This is a genomic window from Burkholderia sp. BCC1638 (genome assembly GCF_902833195.1).
Lineage (GTDB): Bacteria > Pseudomonadota > Gammaproteobacteria > Burkholderiales > Burkholderiaceae > Burkholderia > Burkholderia diffusa.
Genome location: NZ_CADFEC010000002.1, coordinates 15,307 through 31,297, shown reverse-complemented (window position 1 = coordinate 31,297; position 15,991 = coordinate 15,307). Strand labels below are relative to the sequence as shown.

The window sequence follows — 15,991 nt, the reverse complement described above, 5'->3', positions numbered from 1 at the left end:
TTACGGGCAAAAACGACCAGATTACCGCATGTGGACGCTGCGGTGCGCGATTGCGCACGACGGAGATACCGCTCGGCGCCGCCGGACGGCACGTTGCACCATGCCAGTGCGGTGGAAGTCAGTTGCGATGCAGTTGCATCGTCGCGCGGTCGAGTTCGCCCTTGACGACCATCGGCATCACGGCGAGCGCGCGCTCGATCGATGCGTCGATCACGTCCTGCTCCTCGCGGCGCGGCGGCTTCAGCACGAAGTTCGCGACGTCGGGTTTTGCGCCGGCGCGTGCGCCTTCCGGGATCAGGTCGCGCGGATGGCCGATGCCGATGCGCAGGCGCCAGTACTGCTGCGACGACAGATGCGCGGTGATGTCCTTCAGGCCGTTGTGGCCGCCGCTGCCGCCGCCGAGCTTCAGCTTCACCGTGCCGGGCGGCAGATCGAGTTCGTCGTGTGCGACGAGGATCTGGTCGGGCAGGATCTTGAAGAAACTCGCGAGCGCGACGACCGACTGGCCGGAGCGGTTCATGTAGGTTTGCGGCTGGAGCAGGTGGACTTCCTCGCCGTGGAGGCGCGCTTTCGCGTAGAAGCCATGGAAGCGGCGCTCGTCGCGCAGCGTCGCGCCGGCTTCGCGGGCGAGCTGGTCGATCAGCCAGAAGCCGGCGTTGTGGCGCGTCGCAGTATATTCCGCCCCGGGATTGCCGAGGCCGACGATCAGTTTGATCATGACGTTTCGTAGGCGGCAGCGCCCGCCTGGGCGCAGAAAAAGAAAAACCCGCCGGGCAAGCCGCGGCGGGTTGCGTCGACCGTTTCTTGAAACGGATCGAACGGGCGCGTAGGCGGCCGCTTAGGCAGCCGGCGTTTCGCCTTCGCCTGCTGCGTCCGACACGGCGCCAGCCGGGACCGTCGCCGATGCGACAACCGGGTTTTCCGCGTCGACGTGCGCGACCAGCGCCACGCCCTTCGGCAGTGCGATGTCCTTCGCGTGCAGCGACTGACCTGCTTCGATCTTCGACAGATCGACTTCGAGGAATTCCGGCAGAGCCGACGGCAGGCACTCGACTTCGATTTCCGTCGCGACGTGCGAGACGATTGCGCTCGACAGCTTCACTGCCGGGCTGACTTCAGCGTTCAGGAAGTGCAGCGGCACCTTCGTGTGCAGCTTCTTCTTCGCGTCGACGCGCTGGAAGTCCACGTGCAGCACGAGTTGCTTGAACGGGTGGTATTGCACGTCGCGCAGCAGAACCTGTTGCGACTGGCCAGCCACTTCGAGGTCGAGGATCGACGAGTGGAAGGCTTCCTTCTTCAGCGCGTGCCACAGCGCGTTGTGATCGAGTTCGATCTTTTGCGGGGCTGCTTCGCCACCGTAGACGATACCCGTGGTCTTACCGGCGTTGCGCAGGCGGCGGCTCGCACCCGTACCTTGCTCTTGGCGCTCGAAAGCGACGACTTTCATGTGATTCTCCATTAGCTGCCCGCGACCAGGCAGTAAAACGGGGCCGGCGAAATGGCGGCCCCCGATGAAACGGACAGGGTTTCGTCTATCCCGTCCGATTGTGCAAAAAGCGAAGCGTTGCCGCTTCGCTTTCCGCGCATGCTTTGTCGTGTCGTTCCGCGATCAGGATTCCGCGAACAGCGACATCACCGAATCGCCGCGGCGAATCCGCGAGAACGTTTCGGCCAGCAGGCTCGCGCTCGTCAGCGAGCGGATCTTCGAGCAGCCGAGCGATTCGGCCGACAGCGGGATCGTATCGGTGACGACCAGCTCGTCGAGTGCCGATGCGGCGATACGCTCGGCGGCGCCACCCGACAGAACCGGGTGCGTCGCGTACGCGAACACCTGCTTCGCACCGCGATCCTTCAGCACTTGCGCTGCCTTGCAGAGCGTGCCGGCCGTATCGACCATGTCGTCCATGATCACGCAGGTGCGGCCTTCGACTTCACCGATGATGTTCATCACTTCGGCGACGTTCGCCTTCGGACGACGCTTGTCGATGATTGCGAGATCGCAGTTGAGCTGCTTCGCGAGTGCCCGGGCACGGACCACGCCGCCGACGTCCGGCGACACGACGAGCAGATCCGAGTAGTTCTGCTTGCGCAGGTCGCCCAGCAGGATCGGCGTTGCGTAGATGTTGTCGACCGGGATGTCGAAGAAGCCTTGAATCTGGTCGGCGTGCAGATCCATCGTGATGATCCGCTCGACGCCGGCGATTTCCAGCATGTTCGCGATGACCTTCGCCGAGATCGCGACGCGCGCCGAGCGCGGGCGACGGTCCTGGCGGGCATAGCCGAAGTAGGGGATGGCGGCAGTGATCCGGCCGGCGGACGCACGCTTGAGCGCGTCGACCATGATCATCAGTTCCATCAGGTTGTCGTTCGTCGGCGCGCACGTGGATTGCAGGACGAAGACGTCCTTGCCGCGCACGTTTTCCTGGATCTCGACCTGGATCTCGCCGTCGGAGAAACGGCTGACCATTGCTTTGCCGAGGGGGATTCCAAGGATATTGACGACTTCCTGGGCGAGCGCGGGATTCGCGTTGCCAGTAAAGACCATCAAGCCATCATGGCTGTGGCTGCTCATCGTGCACCTGCTTCAGGCTTAGGCGGGAAATGCGGGAAAATTTTTGGCAGGGGAGGAAGGACTCGAACCCTCGCATGCCGGAATCAAAATCCGGTGCCTTGACCAACTTGGCGACTCCCCTACACTCAACTGATAACTTTACCGGACTTGTAGGCCATCCGATAAAGCAAAACTTCATGACGCGAAAGCGAAGAGCGGATGCTCGTTCAGGCTCTCGGCAACTGCACCGTTCCAACCGGTGGGCAGCTTGGCTTTCGCCGCTTCTGCCTCGTGCCTGCTATGAAACACTGCAAACACGCTTGCTCCGGAGCCGGTCATCCTCGCGGGGGTCACATCATACAACCATTTGACCACCTGCGCAACTTCCGCGTACTTACTTGTCACAACTTGCTGCATGTCGTTCCGGCCGAAACTGTCTGGCCATCCCGCATCGCTGTTTTGCTGTGCAAGAAAGTCCGTAATTGTGACGCGCTTCGTATCTCTTGTCAACAACTCGTCTGAAAAAATTTCAGCGGTGGGGACATGAACGCGTGGCGTCACAACCAAGAACCAGCGAGTCGGCAATTCTACCTCAGCTAATTCTTCTCCGATACCCTCTGCGAACGCATTTTTTCCAAAAACAAAAAACGGGACGTCCGCGCCGAGTTTCACCGCGAGCGACTGCAGTTCCGTGCGCGGCAGATCGAGTTGCCACAGGCGGTTCAGCGCGAGCAGCGTCGTCGCCGCGTCGGAGCTGCCGCCGCCAAGGCCCGCGCCCATCGGCAGGCGCTTGTCGATCTCGATGTCGACGCCGGCAGCGGTGCCCGTGTGCGTTTTCAGCAGGTTGGCTGCGCGCACGACGAGATCGCTCTCCTCGGGCACGCCCGGCACGTCGGTGACGCGTGCGACGCGACCGTCGTCGCGCAGCGTGAAGTGCAGCGTATCGCCCCAGTTCAGCAGCTGGAACACGCTCTGCAGATCGTGATAGCCGTTCGGTCGACGGCCGGTGATGTGCAGGAACAGGTTGAGTTTCGCGGGCGCAAGGCAGTTGCGCAGCGAGCGGGTCGAATCGGTCATGCGTATGTCGGGGCTAGGTTCACGTGCTTACTGGTCGAGCACGAGCTTGATGTCGAGCGGCGGCGTCGCGCGCACGAGGTTGACGCGTTTGACGCCCGTGGCCGGTGCGTCCGCGTAGGCGAGATAGTCAATCGTCCAGCCGTCCTGGCGAATCTGCTTGACGTGCGTCGTGTCCGCCGGGTCGCGCACCGTCTGCGCGGGCGTTGCGGGCGCGGGCGTCGGCAGCAGCCAATAGCGCAGACCGGCCAGCGGCAGCGAGAAGCCGAGCGCGTTCTGCATCAGTTCGCCGACGTCGGTCGCGTATTGCGGTTGGCGGTTCGGCAGTTCGAGCGATGCGGCCTGCGGCGTCGATTTCACGACCGCGAGCGTCTGGCCGAGCGGGCTGCGCAGTTCCAGCGACACGTCGTCGCCGTGTTCCTGCCAGTCGAAGTTGCCGTAGACGTTCTGCGGTCGGCCGAGGCGGTCGCTGTACTGCACCGCGAAGCGGCCGTGATACGTGTGTGCCGCGGCCGTCTGCAGCACGGCGCCCGACGGCGCATTCGCCGACGGCGGAGTGCTCGCGCAGCCGACGAGCGCGAGCGCGGCGCCGGCCGCGGCCAGCGTGCGCAGCGCGCGGGAAGACGAGGAAAACATCGGGAGCATCCGCATCAAAGGCCGTTGATCTGCAGGCGCTTGAGCGTCTGCACGAGCGTGTCGTTGTCGGGTTCGAGCTTCTGCGCGGCACGCCACGCGACGCGCGCGTCTTCCTGCGCGCCGCTCTTCCACAGCACTTCGCCGAGGTGCGCGCCGATCTCGGCGTTGGGTTGCAACTCGTACGCGCGCCGCAGCACCTTCGTCGCGCCGGCCGTGTCGCCCATCCGATACTTCACCCAGCCGAGGCTGTCCATGATGTACGCGTCGTTCGGCGCGAGCGACAGCGCCTTGTCGATAAGCTTGCTCGCCTCGGGCAGGCGCTGGTTACGATCGGCCAGCGAATAGCCGAGCGCGTTGTACGCCTGCGGGTTGTCGGGCTGCGTGCGGATCAGCTCGCGCAGTTGCTTTTCCATCGCCGCGTAGTGGCCGGTCTTCTCGGCCGCCATGGCGTAGTCGTAGCGCAGGTCGGGATCGTCCGGGAAATCCTGGACGGCCTGCGCGAGTCGCGCCTCGGCTTCCGGATAGCGCTTCGCGGTGAACAGGATCGACGCATCGGTACGTGCGACCACGGCCGCATCGCGCGGATCGCTGATCGGCAGGTCGTCGAGCACCTTGCGCGCCTCGTCGGTCTTGCCCTGTTTCTGCAGCAGCTGCGCGCGCGTGATCTGCGCGGGCAGGTAGTGCTGGCTCGTCTGGTCGACCTTGTCGAGCCATTGCGACGCCTGCGCGTCGTTGCCCTGCTCGATCGAGATTTGCGCGAGGTAGATGTAGCCCTGACCGACGTCGAGGTTCGGCTGCTTGTCGCCGAGCTGCACGTACTGCTTGAGGTACGCGGTCGCGTCGTCGAGTTTCTTCTGCTGGATCTTGATCAGCGCGAGCGCCATCAGCGGCGTCGGGTCCTTCGAGTCGAGCTTGCGCATCGTCTCGAACTGCTTCTGCGCGTCGTCGAGACGGTCGTCGGCGAGATAGAGCTGCGACAGCGCGAGTCGCGCATCGCGCGACTTCGGATTCTGCTGAACATATTTCTCGAACGACGCGATGCCGGCCTTGCGCTCGGCCGGCCCCATCTGCGACAGCATCAGCGCTGCCGGCAGATAGTCGGGGCGGATCTGCAGCGCCTGCTTCAGCGACTGCGCCGCGCCTTCCTTGTCGTCGACCGCGAGTTGCTGCCGCGCGATCGCGAGCTGCGCCTCGGGGCGGTTCATGTCGTTCTTCAGCATGTCCTTCAACACCGCGAGGCCGCCGACGCGGTCGGAGCCGCGCACCAGCAGTGCCTGCAGCGCGAGGATCGCGGGGCCGCGCGTTTCGCCGGTCGCGCGGGCCAGTTCGCGTGCGAGCATCGGCTGTGCGTCGGCCGGCTTGCCTGCGAGCACGAGCAGCGCGGCGTCGACTTGCGATGCGCGGTTCGAGCCGGGGGCGTACTGGCGCCACAGATCGGCCGCGGACAGCGCGTCGGCCGGGCTTTGCGCGCCGAGCGCGATTTCGGTCGCACGCTGCGCCATGCGCGGGTCGCGCGTGTCGCGGGCGAGCGCGAGGTAGGTCTGGTAGGCCGGCGCAGGCTGGTTGCGCTGGAGCGCGACCTCGGCGGCCAGTACCTGGTAGACGATCTGGCTTGTCAGCGGGACGCCCGGGAGATCCTTTTTCTCGTCCGGCAACACGTGCTCGAACGCGCCCTGCGGCTCCGCGTCGTCCGATGCCGGATTCTGCGCGTGAGCCGGGAAGGCGGTGAGGGTCCACGCGGCGAACAGCGCGGCGCCGAGCGCACGGCGGACCGGGAAGGCGCGCGCGCCGCGCACGGCGGCGGGGCGCTTCAGAAGCAGCTTCGAGGGCAAGGTCATGGAAATCCGTTCGATGTTTCAACCGATTGTAACGCGCTCGCTACAATACACGCACGATCGTGAATCCAGTCTCAGACCCGCAAAACATGCCAGAGTTGCCAGAAGTCGAAGTCACGCGCCGGGGCATCGAGCCCTTTGTCGCGGGCCGCCGCGTCGAGCGTGTCGACGTCCGTACCGCGATGCTGCGCTGGCCCGTGCCGGCGGGGCTCGCCGAGCAATTGCGCGCGCGCGAGGTGCTCGCCGTCGAGCGTCGCGGCAAGTATCTGCTGTTCGAGGTCGACGCGGGCTGGTTCATCGTTCATCTCGGGATGACGGGCACATTGCGCGTGCTGCCCGCGGCCGGCGTGCCGGTCGCTGCAAAACACGATCACATCGACTGGATCTTCGACGAATTCGTGCTGCGGTTCCGCGATCCGCGCCGTTTCGGCGCGGTGCTATGGCACCCGCGCGAAGCGGGCGACGTGCATGCGCATCCGCTGCTCGCGAGCCTCGGCGTCGAGCCGTTCTCGCCGGCGTTCACCGGCGCGCTGCTGCACGCGCGCACGCGCGGCCGCACGGTGTCGGTCAAGCAGGCGCTGCTCGCGGGCGACATGGTCGTCGGCGTCGGCAACATCTATGCGTCGGAGAGCCTGTTTCGCGCGGGCATCCGGCCGACGACCGCCGCCGGCAAGGTGTCGCTGCCGCGCTACGAGCGGCTGGCCGACGCGGTGCGCGCGACCCTCGCCGACGCGATCGAGCGCGGCGGCAGCACGCTGCGCGATTTCGTCGGCAGCAACGGCGAAAGCGGCTATTTCCAGCTCGACTGCTTCGTCTACGATCGTGCAGGGCTGCCTTGCCGCGCATGCGGCACGCCGATCCGCCAGATCGTGCAGGGGCAGCGCTCGACCTATTTCTGCCCGACCTGTCAGCGTTGAGTCGCGCGTTGCAACCACTTTCCAAAGATTCGAACACTTGAAGCCGCCCCGCATTGCACCCGCTCCGTTCCCCGTCACGCCGCTGCATCGCACGTTCGCCACGCGCCTGATTGCCTGGCAGCGCGTGCACGGCCGCCACGACCTGCCGTGGCAGAACACCCGCGATCCCTACTGGATCTGGCTGTCGGAAATCATGCTGCAGCAGACGCAGGTCTCGACCGTCGTCCCGTATTACGCGCGCTTTCTCGAGCGCTTTCCCGACGTCGCCGCGCTCGCGGCCGCGCCGTCCGACGACGTGATGGCGCTATGGGCCGGGCTCGGCTACTACTCGCGCGCGCGCAACCTGCATCGCTGCGCGCAGGTCGTCGTCGCCGAGCATGGCGGCGTATTCCCGTCGACGCCGGAAGCGCTCGCCGAACTGCCGGGCATCGGCCGTTCGACGGCCGCGGCGATTGCTTCGTTCGCGTACGGCGCGCGCGCGACGATCCTCGACGGCAACGTGAAGCGCGTGCTGGCGCGGGTGTTCGGCGTCGAAGGCTTTCCGGGCGAAAAGCGCGTCGAGAACGACATGTGGGCGCTTGCGGAATCGCTGCTGCCGGATGCCGCGAACGCGGCCGACGTGAGTGCCTATACGCAAGGGCTGATGGATCTCGGCGCGACGCTGTGTGTGCGCGGCAAGCCGGATTGCGCGCGCTGCCCGTTCGCGGGCGACTGCGTCGCGCAATCGACGGGGCGGCAGCGCGAACTGCCGGCCGCGCGGCCGAAGAAGGCCGTGCCGACGCGCAAGACCTGGATGCTCGTGCTGCGCGATGGCGACGCCGTGCTGCTCGAGCGGCGTCCGCCGGCCGGCATCTGGGGCGGCCTGTGGTGCCTGCCGCAGGCAGACGGCGATGCGGCACTCGCGGAACTCGCACGCGGCTTCGGCGGTGGCGGCCCGGTGCCGCTCGCGCCGTTCACGCACACGTTCACGCATTTCCGGCTCGAGATCGAGCCGCGGCTGAGCGATGTGGCCAACGGCGAGCAGCCGTTCACGCACGCGCAGGATGCCGAGACGGCGTGGGTGCCGTTGGCGGGGCTCGATGCGTACGGCGTGCCGGCGCCCGTGCGCAAGCTGCTCGATGCGTTGAGCGGGCCGCTGCTGTAAAGAAAGGGGAAGGGTGCGGCGCGGACCGCGCTCACCGATGCGCCGGGCCGCAGCGGGTGTTTTGCCCGCCAGGATGATCCGCTCGGCGATGCCGCCGCGGCGCGCTTGGCCGACCGCGGCTTACAGCCATCCGTGCCGGTCGAGCACATGGTGCACGGCATCGATCCGCGCGCCGACGTCCGGAAATTCCATCAATTTCTGCCGCGCACGCAGGTCGAGCGGCAGCAGTTCAGCGAGGCGGTTCGATACCCAGCTCGGGTCGTCGAGGCGGAACGGTTCGCCGAACGGCATCTTGTCCGGTTCGGATTTCTTCAGTGCTTCGATGATGCGCTCCAGCACTTCGGCACACGAGCCGAATTGCGCCAGCGCTTGTTCGCCTTCGAGCGGAATGTCGTCGGGCAACGGCTCCGCGATCCCGACCAGCAGCCCGTTGCCTTCGACGCGATACGACAGCAGCTCGAATCGCTGCGTGCCGATCGCCTGCAGGTACAGCATCCCGAACTCGCCGGTATCGCACTCGGTGATGCGCGCCATGCAGCCGATCGTCTCGGGCACCGACACGGCGCCGTCCTGCGCGACTTCGGGCCCGCTCTTCAGCAGGCACACGCCGAACGGTGCGTCGTCGCGCAGGCATGCGCGGGACATGTCGAGATAGCGCGCCTCGAACACCTTGAGCGGCAGCCAGCCGCCGGGGAACAGCACCGTGTGCAGCGGAAACAGCGGCAGGTCGATCAGGGTGGTCGATAGCGTGGACATGGCGCACCGGCAAGAGGGCGGTGTCGCTAAGGTCGTTCGACCTCGGCGACGAGCCGCGACGACGCGTCGACATCCACGGGCGCGTCACGATGCCGCACGATCACGTTCGCATCGTGCGCGAGGCGCGCGGCGAGCGTTTCCGCGATGAACACCGAGCGATGCTGACCGCCCGTGCAGCCGATGGCGACGGTCAGGTAGCTGCGGTTGTCTTCGCGAAAGTGCGGAAGCCATTTCGTCAGGAACGCATGGATGTCGTCGATCATCTGGTGGACGATCGGCAGTGCGTCGAGGAAGGCGATGACCGGCTGGTCCAGCCCGGTGAGCGGGCGCAGCTCATGGTCATAGTACGGGTTCGGCAGCGCGCGCACGTCGAACATCAGGTCGGCATCGAGCGGCACGCCGCGCTTGAAGCCGAACGACTCAAACATCACCATCAGGTCGTTGTTCTTCTGTTCGATGAAGCGCTTGACCCACGTGCGCAGCACGTTCGCGCGCAGCGTGCTGGTATCGATCTGGTGACCGAATTCGGCGAGCGGTGCGACCAGCTCGCGTTCGCGCTCGATCGCCTCCTCGAGCGAGGACAGCAGCCCGACGTTCGCGTCGTGCGACGGCGAGCCGGACAGCGGGTGGCGCCGGCGCGTTTCGGAGAAGCGCTGGATCAGTGCCTGCGTGCTCGCGTTGAGGAACAGCACGCGGACATCGTGCTCGAGCGACAGCGCGCGGATCAGGCCGGGCATTTCGTCCAGCGACGCGCTCGAACGCGCGTCGATCGCGACCGCGAGCCGGTGCTGGCCGCCGTCGGCCAGGTAGCGGGCGAGTTCGGGCAGCACGTGCGGCGGCAGGTTGTCGACGCAGTAGTAGCCTGCGTCTTCGAGCGCGTTCAGCGCGACGGACTTGCCTGAGCCGGAGATGCCGGTGATGAGGACGATGCGCATGGGAAGCAGAGAATCCTGACGTTTCATCATAGCACCGGCTCGACGCGTCGGCGCTGCGAGGCCGGCGCGTGGGAGCGTTACACGAGCTTGCCGGGGAACTGACTATCGGGATCTTGCATCGCGAGTCGTTGCCGATCCATGAAATCGCGCAACGTGTCGATTCCGCGCAACTGCAGGATCGTGTTCCGCACGGCCGCCTCGACGAGCACCGCGAGGTTGCGGCCGGCCGCCACCTGGATCGTGACCTTGCTGATCGGCAGGCCGAGCACGTCGACCGTCTGGCTTTCGAGCGGCAGGCGCTGGAATTCGCCGTCCGGGCGACGCACGAGCTGGACGATCAGTTTCAGCTTCATTTTCCGGCGCACCGCTGTTTCACCGAAGATCGTCTTGATGTCGAGCAGGCCGAGGCCACGCACTTCGAGCAGGTTCTGCAGCAGAGGCGGGCAGCGGCCTTCGACGAAATCGGGGCCAAGTCTGACGAAATCGACCGCGTCGTCGGCGACGAGGCCGTGGCCGCGGCTGATCAGCTCGAGGCCGAGCTCGCTCTTGCCGAGGCCCGAATCGCCGGTCAGCAGCACGCCCATCCCGAGAATGTCGATGAACACGCCGTGCAGCGTCGCGCGCGGCGCGAGGATCCGCGACATGTAGAGCCGCAGGCTGTCGATCACCGCAGCGGCCGACATCGGCGTCGTGAACAGCGGCGTGGACGAGCGCGTGCAGCGCAGCACGAGTTCGGGCGGTGCCGCGGCGCCGCCGGCGACGACGAGGAACGGTGGCTCGAGGGCGATCAGCTCGGCCATGTGGCGCGAGCGGTCTTCGTCGGTTTGCCGCTGGTAGTAGTCGATTTCGGCTTCGCCGAGCACCTGGATCCGGTTCGGGTGGATCAGGTTCAGGTGGCCGACGAGGTCGGCGCTCGACGTTGCGTTGCCGACGGTGTCGGCCGAAAAACCGCGCTCCCAGCCTTCATGCCCCGTCAGCCAGCTCAGCTTCAGCGTGGCCGCGTTGTCGTCGAAGATGCTCTGGGCGTTGATGCTGGACGTATCCATGACTCTCGTCACTCCAATGGGCCGGTGTTCAGGCGCGCGGCGACGGACGTCGCCATGCCGGGCGGCCCTGGAAGGCGGCGCGTGCCGCCTCGTACCGGAAAAATTCCGCCCGGATCAACTCAAGGTTGCCACTGAGTGAGCAGGCGATGCAACTCGGCAATATCCGTTTCGTTGTGCAGACGCTCGCGCGCGTCGCGATCGGACAGCAGTTGCGCGATTTCCGACAGGATCTCGAGGTGCTGCTGGGTGGCTTGCTCGGGGACGAGCAGGAAAATCAGGAGACCGACGGGCTGGCCGTCGGGGGCTTCGAACGGGATCGCGTCGGCGAGCCGGACGAACGCGGCGAGCGGGTGCTTGAGACCCTTGATGCGCCCGTGCGGAATCGCGACGCCTTCGCCGAGCCCGGTCGAGCCGAGGCGCTCGCGCGCGAACAGGTTGTCCGTGACGGTGCTGCGGGCGATGCCGTTCTGATTCTCGAACATCAGCCCGGCTTGTTCGAAGACGCGTTTCTTGCTGGTGACGGAGAGGTCGATGACGACGTTCTCTATGGGCAGGATTTTGGCTAGGCGATTCATGTTGGCAGGCGATTGGGCGGCCTGGGGTCTCCTTGCGGCGGCAGACTGATTTTCCATGTTCGGCGATATCAAGGCGTTCGGCATCGGAAACCTGCAAGGCAGCTACCGCACCCAACGCCCCCCGGCGATAACCGGAACATTATAGAGCACAGCCGCGCGCGTGGCGCGGCATGGACGGACCGGTCGCACCACTGCCGCTCGGACACAAAAAAAACGCCCGGCGAACCGGGCGGCGTGTGTATTGCGGTGAACGTTATTGCGGCGGCAGTTCGATCTGATCGATCGACGGCTGCAGCTTGATCGGGTCGTGCGCATGGGTCTGCAGACGCTCCATGTGCTTGACGACCTGGCGATCCAGCTTGTCGATCAGCAGATCGATCGCAGCATACAGGTTGCCGTTCGCGCTTTCGACGAAGATGTCCTTGCCCTTCAGGTGCAGGTTGATTTCCGCGCGCTGCTGCTTGTCCTTTTCCTTGTGATTGTCGACCGAGAGGATCACAGTGCCATCGATCACCTGATCGCTATGCCGTAGCACCCGGTCCAGCTTGGTGATCACGTATTCGCGAATTGCAGGCGTGACTTCGAGATGATGTCCACTGATCTTCAGGTTCATAGTGCTTCTCCAAGCGAGTGACCACCCGGCCGCATCGAGGCGGCGCTCCGGTCGACTTGCCCCTGCCGCAGGTAGCGGCAAATTCGCGGACGAGTCGCCCGGCCTGTTCCCCGTGTGCGCGGTGGCCGGAACACGCCTGCCGCCGGGCAGGCAGCAGGCTTAAAGAGACTTGCGCAGATTCACTGCCGGGATTTTGAGGGCTTCGCGATACTTGGCAACCGTGCGGCGCGCGACCACGAATCCCTGTTCTGCCAGCAGCTCGGCAATGCGGCTGTCCGAAAGTGGCGATTTTGGGTCTTCAGCTCCTATCAGTTGCTTGATCAGGGCTCGGATGGCGGTCGACGATGCGGCGCCTCCGGTGTCGGTCGAAACGTGTGATCCGAAGAAGTACTTAAATTCAAGCGTCCCGAACGGGGTCAGCATGTACTTGCCTGTTGTCACACGGCTGACAGTCGACTCGTGTAGGCCCAGCGTATCAGCTATTTCCCGCAAAACCAAGGGGCGCATGGCAATTTCACCGTGCGCAAAGAAATTCTTCTGACGTTCGACAATAGCCTGCGCGACACGCAGGATCGTGTCGAATCGCTGCTGAATGTTCTTGATCAGCCAGCGTGCTTCCTGGAGCTGCTGTTTCAACGATCCGGCCGACGGATCGCCGCGGCTGTTGCGCAGGATGTTCGCGTACAGGTTGTTGATCCGCAGGCGCGGCATCACTTCCGGATTGAGTTCCGCGAGCCAGCCCTGGCCGGCCTTCTTCACGATGATGTCGGGCACGACGTAGTCCGCCTCGGCCTTGCCGTACGCGGCGCCGGGGAACGGCTCCAGCGAACGGATCAGCGCGTGCGCGTCGCGCAGCGCATCGTCGCTCGCCTTCAGGTGCTTGCGCAGCCGTGTGAAGTCGCGCGCGGCGAGCAGTTCGAGATGCTGCGACACGATCTCCAGTGCGAGCGTGCGCGTGGGGGACGGATCGAGGCGCAACAACTGCAGCTTCAGGCATTCCGACGCCGAGCGGGCCCCGACCCCGGCCGGGTCGAAACTGTGCAGCAGCGCGAGCGCCGCATTCAGCTCGTCGCAGTCGATTTCCAGTTCCGGCGGCAGGTCGGCGAGCACTTCGTCGAGCGAGGCGGTCAGGTAGCCGTCGTCGTCGAGCGATTCGATCAGGAACATCACGAGCGCGCGATCGCGCGGGCTGGCCTGCGTGACGCGCAATTGCGCGGACAGGTGGTCGCGCAGCGACGTCGCCGCTTCCTGCACCTGCAGCGGCGGGAGGTCGTCGTCGTCCGATGCGCCGCTGGAGCGGCCGAACTCGTCGAGATTCCACTGCGGGCCGTCACCGGTGTCACCCGATGCGTAGCTGTCGTATTCGTCGGCAGCGGCCGGCTCGTCGCGCTCGGCGCGATCGCTCGACTGGCTGCTGCCGTTCGCGGCGCCCGGCTCGGTGTTCTGGCCGGGAGGCGTCTGCGCGATCAACGATCCGTCCGCCGCGACGCGCAGCGGGCTCGCGATCCATTCGTCATCGTTCTCGAGCAGCGGATTCTGCGCGACGGCCATCGCGACTTCCTGCTGCAGTTCGAGCGTCGACAGCTGCAGGAGCCGGATCGACTGCTGCAGTTGCGGCGTCAGTGCCAGGTGTTGCGACAGGCGGAGTTGAAGGCTGGCTTTCATGGCAGAGAGGGAGTCATACCGGCAGTTTGCCACGACCCAGGCGCCTTGAGCCATCCGCGATTACGCGCGGCGCGGCGTACGGCCGCAGGGGCCGCCGTGCGGGGCGCGCGGGCGCGGCCCCACGCGGCGATGCCGGGCGCCGGAGCGGCGGCCAGCCACGGGGGAAGTTACATGCGGAAGTGTTCGCCGAGGTACACGCGGCGCACGCTTTCGTTTTCGATGATTTCGCTCGGCGCGCCGGCGGCGAGCACCGAACCGTCGCTGATGATGTATGCGTGGTCGCAGATGCCGAGCGTTTCGCGGACGTTGTGATCGGTAATCAACACGCCGATATTACGCTGCTTCAGGAACTTGACGATCTTCTGGATCTCGAGCACCGCGATCGGGTCGACGCCTGCGAACGGTTCGTCGAGCAGGATGAAGTTCGGGTTGGTCGCCAGCGCGCGCGCGATCTCGACGCGACGGCGTTCGCCGCCCGACAGCGACAGCGCCGGGTTCTCGCGCAGATGGCCGATCTGCAGCTCGTCGAGCAGCGCCTCGGTGCGCGACGCGATCGCGTCCTTCGACAGCCGCTTGCCGTCTTCGCCGTGCTGCAGTTCGAGCACCGCGCGGATGTTTTCCTCGACGGTCAGCTTGCGGAACACCGACGCTTCCTGCGGCAGGTACGACAGGCCGAGCGACGCACGCTTGTGGATCGGCAGCAGGCTGATCGAGCTGCCGTTCAGCGAGATCTCGCCCGCGTCGAGCGGCACGAGGCCGACGATCATGTAGAACGACGTCGTCTTGCCGGCGCCGTTCGGGCCGAGCAGGCCGACGACTTCGCCGCTCTTCACGTCGAGCGACACGTCCTTGACGACCGTGCGCGAGCCGTAGCGTTTCTTCAGGTTGCGGACGACGAGCGAGCTCGTCGTGCCGGCCGGCTGGCGGTTCGGAAGCGCGTTCATTGGCCCGGCGCTCCCTGGATCGTGGTCGACGGCGACAGCTTCGCCGGCGCGCCGTTCAGCTGCCCGGGGCCGCCGTTCTTCGGCGACAGCATCGCGCGCACGCGGCCGTTCGGGTTGCCCGGCGCGGCGACGTCCTTGCCGCCCTTCGCGGTGTAGAAGTCGCGCTGGCCGTCGTACGTGATCACGCTGCCGTGCACGGTATCGGCGATCGTCGACGTGCCTTGCAGGCGGCGAACGGTCGCGGCGGTCGTCAGCGTCGTCAGGTCCTGCTTGCCGTCGTAGTCGATGCGCTCGGCGTCGCCGTCGATGTATTCGTCGAGACCTTCGCGCTTCTGGCGGAACGTCGCGTGCTTCTTGCCGCTGCCGAACGACGTCGCGTACTGATAGCCTTCGGGATCCTGGCGCACTTCGACGCGGTCGCCCTTGATGATGATCGTGCCTTTCGTGATCACGACGTTGCCGGTCGCGACCGTCACCTGCTTCAGGTCGTCATAGGTCAGGTTGTCGGCCTCGACGTTGATCGGCTTGTTCTGGTCGGCCTTCTCGGCATGGGCGAGCGGCGCCAGCCCGACGAGCGGGAGCGCCACGAGCGTCGCGGCGAGCGCGGCGCGGACGGCGCGCGCAGCGCCGCCGGAATTCTGTCGAGGGAACGGTTCGTTCATGCAGTCACGTGAGGGATGCGTCACCTGGATTGCCCTTTCGAGCCGCCGGACGTGTCCGCAGCGGCGATCGTGCCGCGCACGTTGCCGTAAAGCTCGATGACCCGGGTGACGTTGTTGTACTTCATGCCGTCGGTCGCGTTGACGAGCGACAGGCCGCGCTGAAGTTTAACCGGCTTTTCGGTCTGGATCACATCGTCATTGACGAAGATCCGGAAATGCTGGGAATCGGCCTGCATCTGCGGATCGCCGCCGCCGGCCACGCGCAGGATGCGCGCGTCGTCGTACAAGTCGACGATCGACACGTCGCCGTTGACGGTGCCGCGCTTCGCGGTGGTCGTCACGACCGGCTTGCCGGGCTGGAATGCGCGCATGGCCGGATCGGTCAGGTCGCTGTTTTCAGTGTCTTCGTAATGGATCAGCTTCGCGGCCGTCAGGCGGTATTGCGTCGTGCCGGTCTGGTCGAGCTCGGTGACCGAGAAGTTGTCCGCGAAATAGTCGGGCGTGTGGCGCTTCGGCTGCACGGTGCCTTCGCCGGGCGGCGGCAGCGTCGCCTGCAGCAGCCACCACGTGATGCCCGCGAGTGCGGCGACCGCGACGAGCGGCAGCAGCTGGGTCCAGCGGAAATGCGTGTTCATCCG

17 protein-coding genes and 1 tRNA gene are annotated in these 15,991 nt (G+C 65.9%); 2 read left to right on the top strand and 16 right to left on the bottom strand.

The genetic code is table 11. The features are described 5' to 3' along the window. Window positions 1-118 precede the first annotated feature (118 nt). The 7 genes from pth to HWX22_RS01930 all read right to left on the bottom strand — a co-directional run bounded on the left by pth (window position 119) and on the right by HWX22_RS01930 (window position 6,099). The gene (gene pth / locus HWX22_RS01960) at window positions 119-718 is read right to left on the bottom strand and encodes an aminoacyl-tRNA hydrolase (RefSeq protein WP_059526108.1); all 600 of its coding nucleotides are present in this window, start codon (window positions 716-718) and stop codon (window positions 119-121) included. A gap of 120 nt (window positions 719-838) precedes the next feature. Next, on the bottom strand, window positions 839-1,447 hold the full coding sequence (locus tag HWX22_RS01955) for a 50S ribosomal protein L25/general stress protein Ctc (protein ID WP_059819993.1): 609 nt from the start codon (window positions 1,445-1,447) through the stop codon (window positions 839-841). Window positions 1,448-1,609: 162 nt separating this feature from the next. Further along, window positions 1,610-2,572 carry a ribose-phosphate pyrophosphokinase gene (locus HWX22_RS01950; protein ID WP_059526106.1) on the bottom strand — a complete coding sequence of 321 codons (963 nt, stop codon included), beginning with the start codon at window positions 2,570-2,572 and terminating at the stop codon, window positions 1,610-1,612. A gap of 44 nt (window positions 2,573-2,616) precedes the next feature. Further along, window positions 2,617-2,693 (bottom strand) — tRNA-Gln (locus HWX22_RS01945). Between the two features lie 53 nt (window positions 2,694-2,746). Then, window positions 2,747-3,628, bottom strand: coding sequence for a 4-(cytidine 5'-diphospho)-2-C-methyl-D-erythritol kinase (ispE, locus tag HWX22_RS01940; protein WP_175909349.1), 882 nt, complete (start codon window positions 3,626-3,628; stop codon window positions 2,747-2,749). Between the two features lie 27 nt (window positions 3,629-3,655). After that, a complete protein-coding gene (lolB, locus tag HWX22_RS01935) occupies window positions 3,656-4,276 on the bottom strand; it encodes a lipoprotein insertase outer membrane protein LolB (protein ID WP_175915045.1) in 621 nt (206 codons plus the stop codon). Continuing rightward, complete coding sequence (locus tag HWX22_RS01930; protein WP_059691460.1) at window positions 4,276-6,099, bottom strand: tetratricopeptide repeat protein; 1,824 nt, start codon at window positions 6,097-6,099, stop codon at window positions 4,276-4,278. Before HWX22_RS01930 ends, lolB begins: the two co-directional genes overlap by 1 nt. An 86-nt stretch (window positions 6,100-6,185) precedes the next feature. Here HWX22_RS01930 and mutM point away from each other — a divergent pair, with 86 nt between their 5' ends. Both mutM and mutY read left to right on the top strand, forming a co-directional pair. Continuing rightward, window positions 6,186-7,013, top strand: coding sequence for a bifunctional DNA-formamidopyrimidine glycosylase/DNA-(apurinic or apyrimidinic site) lyase (gene mutM / locus HWX22_RS01925; RefSeq protein WP_059526099.1), 828 nt, complete (start codon window positions 6,186-6,188; stop codon window positions 7,011-7,013). Window positions 7,014-7,050: 37 nt separating this feature from the next. Then, window positions 7,051-8,157, top strand: a complete 1,107-nt coding sequence (gene mutY / locus HWX22_RS01920) for an A/G-specific adenine glycosylase (protein ID WP_175909352.1) — start codon at window positions 7,051-7,053, stop codon at window positions 8,155-8,157. A gap of 120 nt (window positions 8,158-8,277) precedes the next feature. On the opposite strand, the gene HWX22_RS01915 is transcribed toward mutY, so the two are convergent. From HWX22_RS01915 to lptC, 9 genes are all read right to left on the bottom strand, one after another. Continuing rightward, complete coding sequence (locus HWX22_RS01915; RefSeq protein WP_059526095.1) at window positions 8,278-8,913, bottom strand: LON peptidase substrate-binding domain-containing protein; 636 nt, start codon at window positions 8,911-8,913, stop codon at window positions 8,278-8,280. A gap of 26 nt (window positions 8,914-8,939) precedes the next feature. Beyond that, complete coding sequence (gene rapZ / locus HWX22_RS01910; RefSeq protein ID WP_059526093.1) at window positions 8,940-9,848, bottom strand: RNase adapter RapZ; 909 nt, start codon at window positions 9,846-9,848, stop codon at window positions 8,940-8,942. Window positions 9,849-9,925: 77 nt separating this feature from the next. Continuing rightward, on the bottom strand, window positions 9,926-10,894 hold the full coding sequence (gene hprK / locus HWX22_RS01905; protein WP_011353227.1) for an HPr(Ser) kinase/phosphatase: 969 nt from the start codon (window positions 10,892-10,894) through the stop codon (window positions 9,926-9,928). A gap of 119 nt (window positions 10,895-11,013) precedes the next feature. Further along, complete coding sequence (locus HWX22_RS01900) at window positions 11,014-11,553, bottom strand: PTS sugar transporter subunit IIA (RefSeq protein ID WP_059526091.1); 540 nt, start codon at window positions 11,551-11,553, stop codon at window positions 11,014-11,016. Between the two features lie 169 nt (window positions 11,554-11,722). Continuing rightward, on the bottom strand, window positions 11,723-12,082 hold the full coding sequence (gene raiA / locus HWX22_RS01895) for a ribosome-associated translation inhibitor RaiA (protein ID WP_006477786.1): 360 nt from the start codon (window positions 12,080-12,082) through the stop codon (window positions 11,723-11,725). 159 nt (window positions 12,083-12,241) lie between these two features. Beyond that, window positions 12,242-13,747 carry an RNA polymerase factor sigma-54 gene (locus tag HWX22_RS01890; RefSeq protein WP_059819799.1) on the bottom strand — a complete coding sequence of 502 codons (1,506 nt, stop codon included), beginning with the start codon at window positions 13,745-13,747 and terminating at the stop codon, window positions 12,242-12,244. A 167-nt stretch (window positions 13,748-13,914) separates the two neighbouring features. Next, window positions 13,915-14,691 (bottom strand): LPS export ABC transporter ATP-binding protein, encoded by a 777-nt coding sequence (gene lptB / locus HWX22_RS01885; protein ID WP_021162599.1) that lies wholly within the window; start codon window positions 14,689-14,691, stop codon window positions 13,915-13,917. Further along, window positions 14,688-15,353: a lipopolysaccharide transport periplasmic protein LptA gene (lptA, locus tag HWX22_RS01880; RefSeq protein ID WP_059464489.1), complete on the bottom strand. Its 666-nt coding sequence runs from the start codon at window positions 15,351-15,353 to the stop codon at window positions 14,688-14,690. Before lptA ends, lptB begins: the two co-directional genes overlap by 4 nt. A gap of 20 nt (window positions 15,354-15,373) precedes the next feature. Then, window positions 15,374-15,988 carry an LPS export ABC transporter periplasmic protein LptC gene (lptC, locus tag HWX22_RS01875; protein WP_059451451.1) on the bottom strand — a complete coding sequence of 205 codons (615 nt, stop codon included), beginning with the start codon at window positions 15,986-15,988 and terminating at the stop codon, window positions 15,374-15,376. Between the last annotated feature and the right edge of the window lie 3 nt (window positions 15,989-15,991).